Below are 15,250 nucleotides of genomic sequence, written 5' to 3' on the forward strand. Positions count from 1 at the left end.
GTAGGCCCGGTAAGCGCAGCGCCACCGGGCGATATTACAGAGGCAGGCGCATGGCGCAGCGCGTTTCATACGCGAAACCGTGCGCCGTCTCTTCTTCCCTTTTCTGACGCAGTTCAGGCGTCAGCGTCGTCATTTTTTCAAACCCCAGCCGCGCATAGAACGGCGCATTCCACGGGACGTCCCTGAACGTCGTCAGCGTCAGCGCGGTCAGCCCCCTTTTACGGGCGCAATCTGCCACGCAGGCGATGAGCTGCCTGCCGATCCCTTTTCCCTGCCAGTCCAGATCAACCGAGAGTTCGACAATAAACAGTGAAGACGGATGGGCTTCGGCAAGGATAAACCCGACGGGCTGGTCGTTTGCCAGCGCCAGCCAGCTTAACCCGCGTTCGACATAGTCGAGGTGTTGCTCAGCGGAAATGACCTCGCCATCGGCAAGCCAGGCGAGTGCCGGGAAGTCACGGAAGCGCCCGGCCGCCGCGCGTTCAATGGCGGGCAGGGCGGCAATGTCGTTGAGGGTGGTGGGGCGAATGCGAAGAGTCATGGCGGCAAGTATAGCCTGACCCGTCGACATTATTCCGAGCAGATCAGCACCGGCGAATAGAAATTGCTGATCACCAGCGCGTCTTCCGGCGTGCGCTCGATCGTCAGAAGCCTTTTATTGCCCAGCGTCAGGCCGGCAACGTATTTTTCAAAGACCCCGGGCGGCATGGCGTCATGGCTAAAACGCTCCACTTTTTGAATAGCGATCTCATACAGTTCGCCCTCCACGTGACGCCATTTAAACATCTCCTGGCGGGAAACCTCCCAGCTGCGTGGGGCATTTACCACGCTGCCGTTAACCGTGATGTACCCGGTTTTGTCGGGATGAAAACGCATAATGATCTCACCGTCAAAGGTGAAATCGTGGTTGTCGCGCCGGTCGGAAAAGGTCAGGTTTCCGTCGCAGGCCACCGACAGCGGGGGCGTGTGAAAGTACCACGCCAGCACGGTGCCCAGCAGCAGCAGGTTGAGGATCAGGATTAGCCAAACTTTTTTGTGTCTCATCATCACCACTCGTAATAGTAAAGCGTACGACAGGCGCTGGCTTTACCCTGCGTGAGGGAACATTGGGAGAGCACCAGCCGCCCTTCGTGGCCGTAGAAAAGCGTTCTCTGAATGTGCATGTAGAAAATTGAATTTTTCAGGCACGGAAGATGGCCGTCCTTCTGAAGCGTTTGCGCCAGCGTTATTGCCTTCCCGTGAAATACGTCCGCCAGCGGCGTAAAGGTGTAGACCGGGCAGGTGCCGATATGCGTCAGCAGATGGATCTCCCTTTGTGAATTTTCTGGCTTGATCAGCGCGATCCAGAGGCATAGCGCAACGACGACCAGCGTGAGCGCGCCGCAGAACAGCCATTCCGGGCGAACGCGCCATGCAGGTTTCGCCGTTTCGGCGGTCGGTGGAGCCTCCTCCAGCGGAGTGACCGTAACGTCCGCGCTGAGCATAAAGCCCGTTTTCGGTACGGTAACGATAAGCAGCGCGTCGGGAAGCAGGGCCGCCAGCATCTTGCGCAGAATGCTGATGTACTGGTTTAAGGAGTTGTTAGACCCCTGAAGCCCTCGCCGATCCCAGACTTCCTGGAGAAAGGTTTCCCGTTCAACCACGTTCCCATGATGCTGAACCAGCAGCTTCATGATGGTATTGGCCGTACAGGTGAGGAGCTGCGCATCCTCATCCGGCGCATTGATAAGAGAAACAGAACCGTCCTCGTCGTTATAGACGATGGCGTCAGCAAGCAGGTATTTCATAAGTTGTTGTAATAAAAACAGAGATAAAAAATAAAAAGAGAAGGTCTACGCCTTCCGGGCTGCATTGCTGGCTATTTTAACGCCACTGTTACCGATAACATTGATCCAGACAGGTTTTTGGGTGATTTAATAAGTCAGCGTGATAATCACGTCATCAATAAATTCCCCGGTACCGGTTAGCGGCTGTGCCGGGACCTCGCCGTAAACGGTGTAGTTCTGGGTGCCGCCAGCGGGATTGGTGACCTGCAGCGCATCGCCGCTGCTTTGATCTCCCCAGCGTTGCGTGGCCGCCTCATCCTGCCAGAGCCCGTAGCGCAGGCACTGGCCCTCGTTGTTGCAGAGCTGCCGCTGATTACCGCTGGCATGGTTGCCTTTGCCCATGGCAAGGGTGAATGCGGTTCCAGCCGGGCAGCGCGTGGTCAGGGTGGCGGTGGAACGCGTCGGACGCAGGGTCGCGGTGCTGGTCAGGGTGCCGAAGTTAAGGGGCGTCACGCGCTCGATGTAGCATCCCTGGCTGATTTCGGCCTGCGCGCTGGTGCCGCCCTGCACCTGCTCCCCCTCTGCGGAACCGTCCGAGCAGTTTTGCAGGGCATCCTGACGCAGGGCGCTGTGCCAGGCGATGCGCAGATTCATGTTGTAGTTGTAATAGTGGTAGGCCGGAAGCTGGCTTTGCCCTGCCGGAATGGTAGCGATAAGCGGAAAGGTACTGCTGACGTTGGCATTGCTTTGCGCGGCCAGAGTCTGCTGAATCAGGTTCCCGCTGCTGGCAGGCCCCAGCTCCTGAGAGCGTGCTGCGCCGTTCAGCAGGCGGAAGAGGAGGGTGTACTGTTTTCCCTCCTGGTCCCCCGGCGAGATCATCTCAAAGGGCGGGGCGTCTACGCTGCTCAGGCAGACGTTGAGATATTCCGTCCTGCCCTCGTTGTCGGCCTGGCAGCTAAACTTGACCTCGGTGTTGACGGAGGTGGTATTGCCCGCCACGACGTTGCCAAAGTTAATGGCGGGCATGGAGGTTATCCAGCAGGCTGCCGCCATCGCCTTTACGGACAGGACGAGCAGCAATAATAACGGCGCTCTTAATGACACAGTTGTTCTCCCATATTCTGTATAGATGACGCGGTACGGGGCGCCGGAAGCGCGACCCGGCACTCTCCCTCACCGGTCTTCACCACCAGTTCACCCGGCAGGGGCGGATCTTCAAGCCAGATAAAGCCATCGCGGCCCACGATGGTGGCACCCTGCGGCGTTGACACGACGCTGCCCAGCGGGAGCGGCCTGCGGCGGCTGTCGACCAGCCGGGCCTGAACCGTGACGGCGTGATGGACGTTAAAATCGACTTTGACCGCGCTGTTATTGCCCGGCCTGGCATGCATGTCGGTGACGGGGGCGATCACATCGGCGGGCAGATCGAGCGGGTTAATGCTGACTTTGCTGTTGTGGTAGCGCGGCAGGTCGGTCAGCAGGAGATAACCGTTCTCATCCGTTTCACCGGCCGGGCGGTTTTCCAGCATCACCGGTACGTGCCCAATACCGTGCGTGGACACCAGCGCCATGCCCTGCTGGATGTAGCGCAGCGCGTGCAGGCTGCCGTCCAGCAGCGTCAGCCTACCTTCGGCTGAGGCATACTGGTTGCCCTGGCTGGCACCTTGCTGCAGCCCAACGTGCCATTCGCCCGCGCGGCCCAGATAGCCTACGTCCGCATATTTTTCACGTCGTTCGCCAAAGCCCTGGCCCAGCTCCCATGACCAGCCGCCGGCCTCATCGTCCGGCTGGTGGCGATAATCCATGCGCGGCGTATCCCGGCTGGCCTGAGCGGAGAGCGTGTCCTCGCGACCCAATGGGACGGAAAACAGCAGCTGAACGTGACTCGACGCATCCGTAAACGAGCGGGTGTAGCTCAGCGTGATGGAGATGTGTGCCGGCAGCGATACCGACCAGGAGGCGTTGAGGTAACGCTCTGTGCTGCCCTGAATGTTCTGCTGTACCCAGCCCGCGCCCACGGTACCGAAATGGGGGATGGACTGGCTTACCCACACGCTGTCGCTGCGCCTGACGGGGGCGGCACCGCTCATGCGGGCGTTGTCGGCGAAATCCGCCTCGGTGCGGACGGTGCTGGCAGAAATGCCCGTTCCTCTGCCGTTCCACTGCCAGCCGAGGCCCCACTGAACGCCCTGACCGTAAGGGCTGTCGCTCACGGCAACGTGCTGGCTAACCACCCCTACGGCGGGAGAGACCAGCCAGTCAGCGCCCGTGCCCACGTTGTGCAGCCTGCGCTGCTGCTCCGTATGCAGCGCCAGCGTCAGGTGATTATTCACCCCATAGCGCCAGCCCGCGTCCAGCAGCGGCGAGGCGGCATAGTCGTCGGAGTGCAGGGCGTAGTTTTCCCGCATCCAGCCGATGTCCAGCGAACCGCTGCTGAGCCCTTCCGCCAGCATGCCCGGCGCGCCGTAGAGATCGAGCTGTACGGTGCGACGCTGGCCGTTGATATCGGTAATGACCACCTCCGCCTGCCCGCTTCCGGTGAAGGAGGGCAGGGTATCCAGCAGAAAGTCACCCGGCGTGACGCGCTGGCTGCTCTGCTTAAGGCCGTCAATATACAAATCGACCGTGGAAGGCAGTACGGCCGTGTCGCTGTAGCGGCTGCGCGGTTCAGTATTGAGTTGCGGATTGAGCTCAAAATTACGTGCCCAGTGCAGCCCGCCAAAGCGCACCTGCCGGCTCCAGCGGGCGCCGGTGGTGATGCTGTCGCCCAGCGCCAGCGTGGTCAGCGAGTCGGTGTTGTCCCACTGCCAGCGGGTTTCGAGACGCGTGTGGGTCGGTCGACCGGCGCTGTTTTCCTCCCCGGCATGGCTTGAGAAACTGCTGCTGAACGTTCCGGGTAATCCTCCGGATGCGGTCAGCATAGTCTGGGCGTTGAGCTGGCGCTTCCCCTGCACATCGCTGGCGTAGAGCGCGTATCCGAGCGTATAGGCGCTGACGGGTTGCGCATCAGGGTAGCGATACATCGGCGCGGGCTTTGAGGCGGTGAGATGCTGCTGGCCCTCGAGCGCCTCTGCCTCAGCGGTAATCGACACCTGCTGGGACAGCACGTCGAGATTAACCTTCAGGCCCGGCAGGGACGTCAGCTCAACCCATTCGGCGCGATCGTCCGGGGCGTGAAGCCCCAGCTTTTTCATGTCGCTGCGGCTTATCCATAACGCATTATCCACCACCCGGCAGGCCCAGAGCTCGCCTCGCGGGGCGTGGTTCACGGTAATGGCCAGCCATTGTACGGTGTCGGCGGGTTCAGTCCGGGCTGACAGCATGAGCGGTAGCCAAAACAGGAGCGCGAGAAGCGAGCGGGCGCAGGGGTATCTGGCTGGCATGGTGGTCATCATTGAGATAGACGCGCAGCGTGCTGAGCGCGTGACGTGAAGCGTGTTTAAGCGGCAAAAGGGCGGTTTGTCCCGGGAGCACATAGCCCGCCAGGCCTTTAATCGACCCTACAACCTGCCCATCGGCCGTCAGGGCCTCAAGGTGGCTCAGACGGATGTGGCGGGTTCCGGCATTAAAGCAGCGAAGGGTGGCCGGTATTTCAGACTGCTCACAGCTCAGGGCATCGTGGCTGACGGGCGCGCTCTGGTTCCCGGCAATAAACACCGGAATCGAGTAGCGCAGCAGGAAGTGCACCGCGGTGGGATTGGCGGCACGGGACGTGGCGTCCGGCAGTTCGTCGATGACCAGCCGGTAACTTTGCTCCTGTGCACGGATGCCGGGCTGCATGACGATAATACGCACCAGCTGCTGCTGGCCCGGCGCCAGTGATGTCATCGCCGGGCTGCTGACCACCTCCCCGGTGGCCACCAGCACATCTTTACCGTTTTTTTGCGTCCATTCGTACACCCGAATCTGCGCATGGATGGCCGCTTTCCCACTGTTAGTGAGATAGATAGCCGCTGCCCGCTGGTCGCTCTGCAGATCGAGCGTTACCGGGGCCACCTGAAGCGTGGCGGCCAGCGCGTAGCGTGACAGCAGCGCCAGCATCATGAGCCACAGAATGAAGCAGGAAAGATAGCGACGCACGATCAGTACTCCAGTTTTAACGTGATATCGTCGCTGTAGGTACCTGCCTGGGCGGTTGTCAGCGCCCCGGCGTCAATCACGCCATACAGCGTTTCTTCCTGTTCCGCACCGTTGCCGGTATCGTCCAGCCCATTCGTGCCGGTGATTTGCGTCTGTTTGCCTTCGTCAGCAAAGAGTTTCCACGCAATCTTCTGCGCGCCCGTGTCGCCGTTTTCCGGCTTCAGCCAGAAGGTTCCATTTTCGCCGTCGTTGCTGGTGGCGGTCAGAGTGAACGGCGTGCCGTTGGTGCAGACGATATCGACCTGCGTTTTGGCCTGGATTTCGCTCGACTCATCGGAGCCGTGACGCGAGAAGTTGAGGTCGTTGGCTTTGAGGGTGCACGACTTCACGACCTCAAGTGATACGTGCATCGTCGCGCTTGCGGTGCTGTCTGCGGCGATCGCAGCAGCAGGAAGCAGGAGAACGGAACAACATACAACGGTGGGAATAATTTTCATGATCTTATTTCCTGACGTGAGTAACAGTGCAATTACAAAGCGAATGACTGAGCGTCCAGCAGGCAGCGTTTTTGATGGAATGCCGCCAGGTTGTGGCAGCAACAAGTGGGGCAAGGCCATAAGCAGGCATTGCCGCGCAGAACGATGACCTTATCGCCAGCATTCGGAATGAGAGGGGGCATTTTCTGCCCCACAGATAGCCCTGGCCGTAATCGGCCGCGCTGGCGCGGGCCAGCGCGAAATCACCCGCGGTTTCAATGCCTTCGATCAGCACCTTGCTGGCGACGCGCTTGCACTGGCGGGTGAGATGCAGAAACTTCGCCTGCTCGGTCCGTCCGTTCCAGAAGGTATGTTTGTCAATTTTGATGCCGCAGAAGCGGATCTGGCTGGTCAGAAGTTCGGGAAGAAGGTCTTCGCAAACATCGTCTGCCCACACTTCTATCCCCCACTGATGGAGCGTTGCGATGCATTTCCGCAGCGCCCGGCTTTGCGTATCGTCGAGTTGTACCATCGAATGGAGATCGGTGACCTCGATAGCAAGTCTCTCCGGGCAGGGGGTTTCTTCTTTGAGCCTGTCGAGGAAGTCCGTGTCCAGCAGTAAATCCGATGTCGCATTGAGGTAATACTTGTCGCCATCCTTGCAAAACATGGCGTGACGAAGCTGCGCAAAGAAGTGCGCTTTACGCTGGGTCGCGGTCATCGAGCCAAAGTAATCTTCAAGATTGACGTGGGGCTTTGCCGTGGACAATACCTCCCAGGCAATCACATTTTCACTGCGCAGTGCCCGGATGGATTCGAACTTATAGCCGGTTAGCATGATAAAAGTGCGTAACGCTCCGTGGTGATTTCAGGAGCTGCACATTTTATGTATTTGGATTTTGACAGGATATTTATAGATAAAAATGGCTTATATAAAGTGTTTTTATCTATTTTATAAGATTTATAAAGGATTATTTATTTTCATAAGCGCCCGGCAGAACGCCGGGCGCGACGCGCATTAACCCGCTTTGCTGATGATTTTGATTTCGACCATGCCAATTCCGATCTCGCGCGGCGAATGCCCAAGAATATTTCCCTCATTCGTGGACTGCGGGTCCGGCGGTACAATCACCAGGGTATTGCTGCGCGAAGGATTCTCAAAATGCAGCGTTTGTGTGCTCACGTCGTTTCCAAGCGTTAACGTCTGCTCCCGATCGCCCACGCGCACGGGTACGGGCTTGTTAGCATTAGGCCCATAAGCCCTGGCGGTGATCACCAGATCAAATTGTTCAGGCAGGGGATGGGTGTACTCAATTTTCACCTCATTGCCCAGCTGCGCGTTGGACCAGCGTCCCCAGGACTCCGGCCGCGAGATGCCGCTAAACTGTTTCACTTCTTCCGGCGCGCCGGCCACGTTAAAGATAAAGCTGTCCGCTTTGTAGCGAATATCGTTGTCGACGATTTTCAGCATGTCGACGTTACGCTGATAGCGCACGGTATCAATCACCGTATCTTTAAAGGCGGTTTTGCCCTTCCACTGCGCCTTATCCACGTGCTGAACGGTTTGCTCTCCGCCAAGCTGGCCCTGCGAGACGCACCAGTCGGTCGAGAGCGCCAGCGGCTGCGACCAGAGCTGGCCCATTTTGTAGCACCGGTCGACCCAGACGAAGTTATCGCGTGGCGCAAAATCGGCCAGCTGGTAGCGCAGCGGCGCGGAATACTCGCTTTCCGGCAACGGCTCAACGCGTCCTTCCGAGACGCGCAGCAGCAGCGGCAGACGGAAGTTGCTGCCCGAGAAGGCAATGGTGTTTTTATCCCGATCGACGGTGAAGTCTTTCATCTCTTTCGGGAAGTTCCACAGGCGGATGATGTCTGGCTTCCAGGCGAGAATTTTTTCCTTCATGTTGAGGAACACTTCCGACAGGGATTGCCCCGACAGCGTGCTGCGGCCCAGGCCAATAAAGTTGTCGCCGCCCAGAATGTCCAGCACGGTGGCGCCGTTATCCATGGAGTTGCGTTTGGTGGCGATCTCCTCCTGCTGCGGCTGGTCGCCGCGCAGGACGAAGAACAGGTTGCTGCGATCCTGCTTGTTGAGCTGATCCCACGCGCTGTTTTTCATCGCCAGATGGTCAGATGAGACGACGATGACGGTGTTTTTAAACCAGGGCGAGGCTTTGATTTTCTCGACCAGTGCGGCGATGTGCTCCTGACTGCAGGTGACGGCGCTGAACGATTTGTTGTTTTTGCCATCAATCTCATAGCTTTTGCGCTTGCAGGTGCGCGAGACAAACCCGTCCGGATGGTGGGTGTCCACCGTCAGCGCAAAGAGAGAGAAACGCTTGCCCGCGCGGGACAGCTCCTCGAATTTCTTCCAGGTTTCGTCGAGTACCGTATCGTCATAGAAGCCCCAGTCATTGCGGTAGCTCGGATCGGCAACCGTCGTTTTTAACTCTTCTGAGCCGTACAGGTGGTCAAAACCGTGGGATTTCAGGAACACATCTTTTCCGGCGAAGCGCAGGTTTGCTCCCTGCATAAAATAGTTTTCGTAGCCGGAGTTTTTCAGGATATCGCCGAGGCAAATATTCTGCGGGAAGAAGGTCGACATGGAGGCTGAGGCGTTACCTTCAAAAGGCGCGAACAGCGGGATACCACACTGGGAGGCAACCATCCCGGCAATCGTATAATCCGTGCCGGGCAGCTGCATGGTGTGGCTGAAATCGAGACCTTCATTTTTCAGCGCGCCCAAATCTGGCGTCAGGTCCGGGAAGGCATCGTTATCAAAGTAGGTGCGCTCCAGGCTTTCACCGTAGATATAGACCAGATTGAGCGTCGGGTTGGCGATCGTTTTCGACGGCTCTTTGTAGTAAGCCGCGAAATCCGGATCGCCGTCGCGCGACTGGGATTTCACCAGCTCGGTGATCTGATGGAACGCCGGGCTGGCGTCGACGGAGGCCAGCGCCAGGAATAACGCCAGCAGGCTGTAGCCATGATGGTGTGGATGATGGCGACGGCGACGCAGCACCCAGGCCAGCGCGCCAAAAATCATCACCAGCGCGACGATAAGGCCGAGCCCCGGAAGTATGTACTTACCCACACCTGCGCCCGTCAGGCTGTTCGTCAGGGTGTAGAGCACCGCATCGTTAATACCGTCACCGGTAAAGTAATCGCTGGCGTATAAGGTAATGTTTAAAATAATAAAAATGCCGAGCACCACCAGCGTGGCGATAAACCACCAGGTGTGACGGCCGGCTTTCCAGGCGTAAACGCCGACAGAAGCCAGAAAAAGGATAAGAGACAAGAATTCTGACAACAGCATATCCTCATGACGCCAGGTGCTTCGCTGGCTAACTGTTTATTTTTTGGGTGATACAATGTAATTGCGATGTCGTTAAGCTGCAATTTTAGTGTCACGAAAGTGTGCTGTTGTTAGGATTTGGTTTAGAAAATCGTTTTTATGAAGATGTGCACATCCTGACAAACGGACGCTGAGACGGTGGCAGGCAGGAAAAACGCTCATTTAGCGCCGCGCTGCAAGACTATCGCACTAAACGCGGCGTGTTGTGGCAGAAAATGGTGTGGATCAGGAGATGAAATTAACGCCTTGTTTCAGCACCAGATCGCAGGCTTTGGTTTTCACCTGTTTGGCCAGAGAAGAGTTGCCGAGGGTGCTCAGGTTAAGCTGCTGACCGTTCTGCGCGTTAAGCAGGCCCTGAATGCCGTCCATGTAGTTGGTGTCCGCTTTTTGCTCCTGGGTATCCAGACCCAGTTTACCCAGCACCTGGTTTTTTACATTTTGCGCGTCGGTCACGGAGGCCAGCTTTTGCTTCGCGCAATATTCCAGAATCCCCGCCGCGTTGTTCATCGTCCCCGCGCTCAGGCTCTGGGAACTGTTGCCCAGCAGGCTGGTGAGGGAAGAGGCGGAGAGTCCGCCCTGCGTGCTGCTGCTCTCTTTGGTCAGCTCATTTGCTGCGCTTGACAGGGACTTCTGCCAGGACGCCGCCTGCGCTGCGCCGGTTACCAGCAGCGCGCCTAAAAAGGTGCTGATTAGAATCTGTTTTTTCATCATGGCTCTCTCAAAAAGGTCCGTTTTGGGCCGAAGGGATTCCAGTATATACCTGCGACCTGTCGGCGATTCCTGGAACTGTCTTAATACTCTTTCCCGGTGACGCGGCTGCGGTAACTGTCCCAGTCGAAGATGACATAGAGACTGTTACCCAGCTTCATGCGGTCCATGACGCGTTCCCCCAGCAGGCGGGTCATCTCGTCGATGTTGTGGTTTGTCAGCATGCCGGTGGGGCGTTTGGACGAGGAGCGGCGATCGACAATCTGGTTGATGATGACTTTTTCATAGCGGGATTCCGTCTGAACGCCAATCTCATCGATGACCAGCAGGTCGACGTTACTCAGATCGTTAAGCAGCTGTTCTTCGCTGGTTTCGCGGTTGCTGAAGGTGTCTTTCATCGCGGACATGATATCGGCCACAGTGATGATGAGGACCGATTTACCGCGCAGAAGCAGCTCGTTGCAGATGGCGGCAGCAAGGTGGTTTTTGCCGGTGCCCGGCTTGCCGCTAAAGATGAAGCTGGCGATATTGCCGTCGAATTCATCCACGTACTGCCGCGCGGCGGCGAGCGCGTTCATCTGCCCGGTGGTCTCAATTTTATAGTTATCGAACGAGCAGTTCTGGTGCAGGGGACGAATACCGGAACGGTTAAAGGTGCGCTGCATTTTCATCGCCCGATTTTCGCGGGCGAGCGCGGCGGCGCGGATCTTGCCTTGCTCTTTTTGCCACGCCAGCAGCTCTTCACCGGTAGTGAAAGCAGGCTTTACGTTGGCAGGCATCATTTTTTGCAGACGTTTCATCAGGTCGCCGACGTTCTTCATTTCGCACCTCGGAATCCGCTGGGGATCTGTTTATCCGGTTCTGAAAAGGCATTGATATCACGTTTTGGCTGGCCGTTGTTGCCGGCGCGGGTAATCTGAAGATGACGCGCGAGCTTTTGCTGCCACTGAATATGGGTGAACACTTTACCCTCCGCCTGCCACCAGGCGGTAAACGCGGCAAGCTCTTCCGCGGTGGCGGGTTGGGTTAACGAAATGCCCCACAGCGCGGCCTGCCGCTGAAAATCTGCATCCGGCTGCCAGCCCGCATAGAGGGCAAATTTACCCATCGGAACGGTCACGGGAACGTTAACCGGTTCATCAAAGAACTGGGTATCCAGCGTGACATCGCTTGCCGGGCGTGCCAATTGCGCTTCGATCTCCAGAAGCTGTGCCAGACGTTCCGGTGTGATTGCGTAAAACGCTGGCGCGTTGTCGGCAAAAACCGCAACCGTGCCGCCTTCGGCGTGGGTCAACACACCGCGTGGGTCGCGCATAAAGGCATCAATACCAGCAATGCTGGTGGTCAGAATTCTGGAGGACATAACGCTTACTCTACTGATGACTACGGGCGTGATATGGGCTTATGGTAGCACAGAGAGGGGAAAGGAAAGGAGGGGATTTCCCCGGTGGCGCTGCGCTTACCGGGGCTACAGTCGTAGGCCGAATAAGCGCAGCGCCATCAGGCAGTTATCACGCAATGATGTTCAGCGTGACGTCGATGTTGCCGCGGGTCGCGTTAGAGTACGGGCAAACAATGTGTGCCGCATCGACCAGCTTTTTAGCTTCCGCAGGATCCATACCTTCAACATGGATGTTCAGTTTTGCTTCGATACCAAAACCGGTAGGCAGCGGACCAATACCCACTTCGCCTTCAATAAAGGCATCTTTTGGCAGGGTAAATTTGTCGCGTGCCGCCACGAACTTCATCGCGCCCAGGAAGCAGGCAGAGTAGCCCGCGGCAAACAGCTGCTCAGGGTTGGTCACGTCTCCCCCCATGCCGCCCATCTCTTTTGGCACACCCAGTTTGACGTCCAGTACGCCATCGGAGGAGGTGGCACGGCCGTCACGGCCACCGGTGGCTTTTGCTTTGGCGGTATAAACAACTTTTTCTAAAGACATGGCAGGTTCCTCATTTTGTTTAGATGCGTACTATTAAATAGCGTGCGATATATATAGGTAAATAATGACGCGTAAAGTATAGCGTTACGCGCGGTGTAGCTGTTGTCGCAAAAGTTCGAGCTGCTGTTTGAGTGCCAGCAAGGTGTCTGTATCACACTGCGCTGCGCAACCTACCGCATGGGGGATACCCAATGCCTGCTGCTGGAGATCACGTCCCGCTTCACTCAGGGTGACGGCGACCTGACGCTCGTCTTTGCGCGAACGGTGGCGGTTGATGAGCCCGGCGCTTTCCAGACGTTTCAACAGCGGCGTCAGGGTCGCAGAGTCAAGGAACAGCCGTTCACCGATGTCCGACACCGTCATATCATCCTGCTCCCACAGCACCAGCATCACCAGATATTGCGGGTAGGTCAGGTTCAGTGGTGCCAGCAGCTGCCGGTACAGCTTGTTAAGCGCCAGGTTTGCCGAATAGAGGGCAAAGCAGAGCTGGTTATCCAGCTTGAGCGCAGCGGTTGCATCGTTCGTTTTCGCGTTCATGAGATGAATATAGATAGTGTACGATTTAATTGCAAGCAATTTTATGGGCAGGTGTAACGGAGCGCCACCTGAACGGCCATTTTACGGTAGTGCTGGCGCTGCGCCTGCTCGTCTGCGCCTTCTTCAAACAGCAGCGTAAAGGTGTAGCTGTTGGCAACGTAGTGAAAGCTGAAGCTGCTTATCAGACGATGAAGATCGCGGGCGTCAACCGTCTCACTGAAGAGCTGTTTTTCTTTCCCCCGGCGCAGGATCTCCTCCAGCAGGTCGAGCGCGCTGCGGTTGACCTGGCGGAGATAGCTCGACTGCTGCATAAAGCGGCCGCGCTGCATGTTTTCCATGCAGATAATCCGGATGTAGTCAGGGTGGTCGGCATGATAGTCAAAGGTGGCTTCAACCAGATTGACCAGCGCTTCGACCGGGGGCATTCCCGTCAGGCTTAGCGCTTTTTCGCTGGCGCGAATCTGGGTGTAAACATGTTCAAGTACGAGGAGATAGAGGTTCTCTTTATTCTTGAAATGGTAAACCACCATGCGTTTGGTGGTGCCCGCTTTCTCTGCGATCTGCTCCATCCGTGCACCGTTCAATCCATACTCGGCAAAAAGCGCGATGGCGCTCTGAAAGATTTTCTCTTTCAGACTGGATTCTTCACTGTGCTCGGGGTGTTCGCTGCCAGGGTTAGCCACATCCTTTCCTTATTTTCACCAAACGGACCAGACGGATTATCTCCACGGCAGCGAAATAACACAAATATCAAACGCGTGGGCGTTTACGGTACAGCCACAGGCCGGGGATCGACAGCCCGATGGAGAGCGCGCCGACGATGGATGACGCCTTAAGAAAGTTGCTGAGAAGAAGGATCATCTGAGGCTCGGTATAGCCGAAATGGCTGATTTTCACCGCGGAAATCATCGCGGTATAGGCCGATATCCCCGGAAACATGGGGATCACGGCCGCAACGGTGAATACTTTGGGATGCGCCAGGTACCAGCGCGACCACTGTATGCCGATACTGCCGACCAGCATGGAGGCCATAAATGTTGACCATTCGATGTTAAAACCCGCCGTCATCATCACCATTCGCGAGCCATGGCCAATCGCGCCCAGCAGCGCACACCACGGCAGCGCGCGTTGCGGTACGTTAAATACCATCGCGAAGCCGACGGCAGGAATGGCGGCCAGAAGCATGTCCTGAGCCAGCGCCAGCAGAAAATCGATCACGCCCATCCGCGTAACCCCCAAAGTGTCATGGCCATGACCACGCCGATGCAGGTCGCCAGCGTCAGCAGGCTGGCGATAGCCCAGCGAGCCAGGCCGGTATTGATGTGCCCTTTAAACATGTCGGCGACGGCGTTGATCAACGGAAAGCCCGGGACCAGCAGAAGCACGCTGGCGGCCATGGCAACGGTCGGCGTGTTGGCAAACTGCGGCAGGCGCAGCAGCAGACCGGAAACCGTGGTGGCGACAAATGCGGTAATGCAGAAGTTAATTTGCGGATGCAGCTGCCGATGCGTCAGCAGCTGGCGAACATACATGGCGATACTGCTGGCGAAAAAGGTGATGATTGCACCGTCCCAGCCGCCTTTGTTGAGCTTACAAAAGCAGGCGCACGAGAGCCCTACCATCACCACGACGAGCCAGCGCGGATAACGTAATGGCTTGATCTGGTTGAACCGTTTTTCAATGTCACTGAGATCGAGAAGCTTATGTTCTGCAAGGATGACAATATGCTGCACTTCGGTCACGACGTGCATGTTGATGCCGCGGTCATGGTTTTTGCGCGTGGAGGTCAGGCACTGACCGTCCTTGATTGTGGTCAGCACAATGGCGTTGGATGAGATTGCGCTTTCGACGCTGTCCATCCCTAGCGCCAGCCCCAGCCGGGTGGAAAGCTCCTCAACCAGCGCGCTTTCCGCGCCGTGCTGGAGCAGAAAAAGACCGCACTGAATACATAGCCGCGTGATAGCACGCTGCGTTGACCGCTCTGCCTGCATGTATTGTCCTGAAAAAAGATGGATAGCAATCTGTTAACCCATAGTGGGTACTTTTAGCACAGAGTGCAGTCCCTCTTGCTGTGGGCCAGATCAAGGTTTGTGCAAACAGTTGCAGTCCGTGTCGTGGAAGGGGGAAGGGGGAAGGGATTAATTTATCAATACCATGAATTATAAATACCAAAATATAAAATATTTATATTTAGTTATTCTAATTTTATATTGTCGTTATTTTAATGTATCCACAATTAATTTTTGTTTCGCTTTGTGAGATATTACTGCTGTTTAGGCATTTCTTAAACTAAGCATACATCTCATCTTCTGCTTGTATTAACCAGTCTTACACTCAGGGACGAAAATACTCATACGTTGATGCGTTTTAACGTTACTCATCAAATGA

The 15,250-nt window shown here is 56.7% G+C and carries 17 protein-coding genes; all 17 read right to left on the reverse strand.

All coding sequences use genetic code 11. The annotated features are described in order from the left end of the window. Nucleotides 1–34: 34 nt before the first annotated feature. Nucleotides 35–541, reverse strand: coding sequence for a GNAT family N-acetyltransferase (locus HMPREF3143_RS09125; RefSeq protein ID WP_070532977.1), 507 nt, complete (start codon nt 539–541; stop codon nt 35–37). A 29-nt stretch (nt 542–570) separates the two neighbouring features. Beyond that, nucleotides 571–1,044, reverse strand: a complete 474-nt coding sequence (locus HMPREF3143_RS09130; RefSeq protein WP_032635519.1) for a hypothetical protein — start codon at nt 1,042–1,044, stop codon at nt 571–573. A gap of 2 nt (nt 1,045–1,046) precedes the next feature. Beyond that, nucleotides 1,047–1,787, reverse strand: coding sequence for a winged helix-turn-helix domain-containing protein (locus HMPREF3143_RS09135; RefSeq protein WP_039023930.1), 741 nt, complete (start codon nt 1,785–1,787; stop codon nt 1,047–1,049). 126 nt (nt 1,788–1,913) lie between these two features. After that, nucleotides 1,914–2,870, reverse strand: coding sequence for a Csu type fimbrial protein (locus HMPREF3143_RS09140; RefSeq protein ID WP_065102012.1), 957 nt, complete (start codon nt 2,868–2,870; stop codon nt 1,914–1,916). Beyond that, nucleotides 2,861–5,149 (reverse strand): fimbria/pilus outer membrane usher protein, encoded by a 2,289-nt coding sequence (locus tag HMPREF3143_RS09145; protein ID WP_254668427.1) that lies wholly within the window; start codon nt 5,147–5,149, stop codon nt 2,861–2,863. Before HMPREF3143_RS09145 ends, HMPREF3143_RS09140 begins: the two co-directional genes overlap by 10 nt. Next, nucleotides 5,070–5,846 (reverse strand): fimbrial biogenesis chaperone, encoded by a 777-nt coding sequence (locus tag HMPREF3143_RS09150; protein WP_070532808.1) that lies wholly within the window; start codon nt 5,844–5,846, stop codon nt 5,070–5,072. Before HMPREF3143_RS09150 ends, HMPREF3143_RS09145 begins: the two co-directional genes overlap by 80 nt. A gap of 2 nt (nt 5,847–5,848) precedes the next feature. Further along, nucleotides 5,849–6,343, reverse strand: coding sequence for a Csu type fimbrial protein (locus tag HMPREF3143_RS09155; protein ID WP_023293340.1), 495 nt, complete (start codon nt 6,341–6,343; stop codon nt 5,849–5,851). 4 nt (nt 6,344–6,347) lie between these two features. Further along, a complete protein-coding gene (locus HMPREF3143_RS09160) occupies nt 6,348–7,160 on the reverse strand; it encodes an EAL domain-containing protein (RefSeq protein ID WP_252909238.1) in 813 nt (270 codons plus the stop codon). Between the two features lie 180 nt (nt 7,161–7,340). Beyond that, the gene (gene opgB, locus HMPREF3143_RS09165; protein ID WP_063616380.1) at nt 7,341–9,632 is read right to left on the reverse strand and encodes a phosphatidylglycerol--membrane-oligosaccharide glycerophosphotransferase; all 2,292 of its coding nucleotides are present in this window, start codon (nt 9,630–9,632) and stop codon (nt 7,341–7,343) included. Between the two features lie 270 nt (nt 9,633–9,902). Continuing rightward, complete coding sequence (locus HMPREF3143_RS09170) at nt 9,903–10,385, reverse strand: YjjA family protein (RefSeq protein WP_084832164.1); 483 nt, start codon at nt 10,383–10,385, stop codon at nt 9,903–9,905. An 83-nt stretch (nt 10,386–10,468) separates the two neighbouring features. Next, the gene (gene dnaC / locus HMPREF3143_RS09175) at nt 10,469–11,206 is read right to left on the reverse strand and encodes a replicative helicase loader DnaC (RefSeq protein WP_008502094.1); all 738 of its coding nucleotides are present in this window, start codon (nt 11,204–11,206) and stop codon (nt 10,469–10,471) included. Then, on the reverse strand, nt 11,203–11,748 hold the full coding sequence (dnaT, locus tag HMPREF3143_RS09180; protein WP_008502093.1) for a primosomal protein DnaT: 546 nt from the start codon (nt 11,746–11,748) through the stop codon (nt 11,203–11,205). The genes dnaC and dnaT overlap by 4 nt, the downstream gene beginning before the upstream one ends. Nucleotides 11,749–11,896: 148 nt before the next feature. Further along, nucleotides 11,897–12,325: an organic hydroperoxide resistance protein gene (locus HMPREF3143_RS09185; protein WP_008502092.1), complete on the reverse strand. Its 429-nt coding sequence runs from the start codon at nt 12,323–12,325 to the stop codon at nt 11,897–11,899. 84 nt (nt 12,326–12,409) lie between these two features. Beyond that, nucleotides 12,410–12,862, reverse strand: a complete 453-nt coding sequence (locus HMPREF3143_RS09190) for a MarR family winged helix-turn-helix transcriptional regulator (RefSeq protein WP_008502091.1) — start codon at nt 12,860–12,862, stop codon at nt 12,410–12,412. A 41-nt stretch (nt 12,863–12,903) separates the two neighbouring features. After that, nucleotides 12,904–13,545, reverse strand: coding sequence for a TetR/AcrR family transcriptional regulator (locus HMPREF3143_RS09195; RefSeq protein ID WP_008502090.1), 642 nt, complete (start codon nt 13,543–13,545; stop codon nt 12,904–12,906). A gap of 67 nt (nt 13,546–13,612) precedes the next feature. Beyond that, the gene (locus tag HMPREF3143_RS09200) at nt 13,613–14,086 is read right to left on the reverse strand and encodes a threonine/serine exporter (RefSeq protein ID WP_020885295.1); all 474 of its coding nucleotides are present in this window, start codon (nt 14,084–14,086) and stop codon (nt 13,613–13,615) included. After that, nucleotides 14,077–14,853, reverse strand: a complete 777-nt coding sequence (locus HMPREF3143_RS09205) for a threonine/serine exporter family protein (protein ID WP_021240591.1) — start codon at nt 14,851–14,853, stop codon at nt 14,077–14,079. Before HMPREF3143_RS09205 ends, HMPREF3143_RS09200 begins: the two co-directional genes overlap by 10 nt. Nucleotides 14,854–15,250: the final 397 nt, after the last annotated feature.

This window comes from Enterobacter sp. HMSC16D10 (assembly GCF_001807145.1).
Lineage (GTDB): Bacteria > Pseudomonadota > Gammaproteobacteria > Enterobacterales > Enterobacteriaceae > Enterobacter > Enterobacter roggenkampii.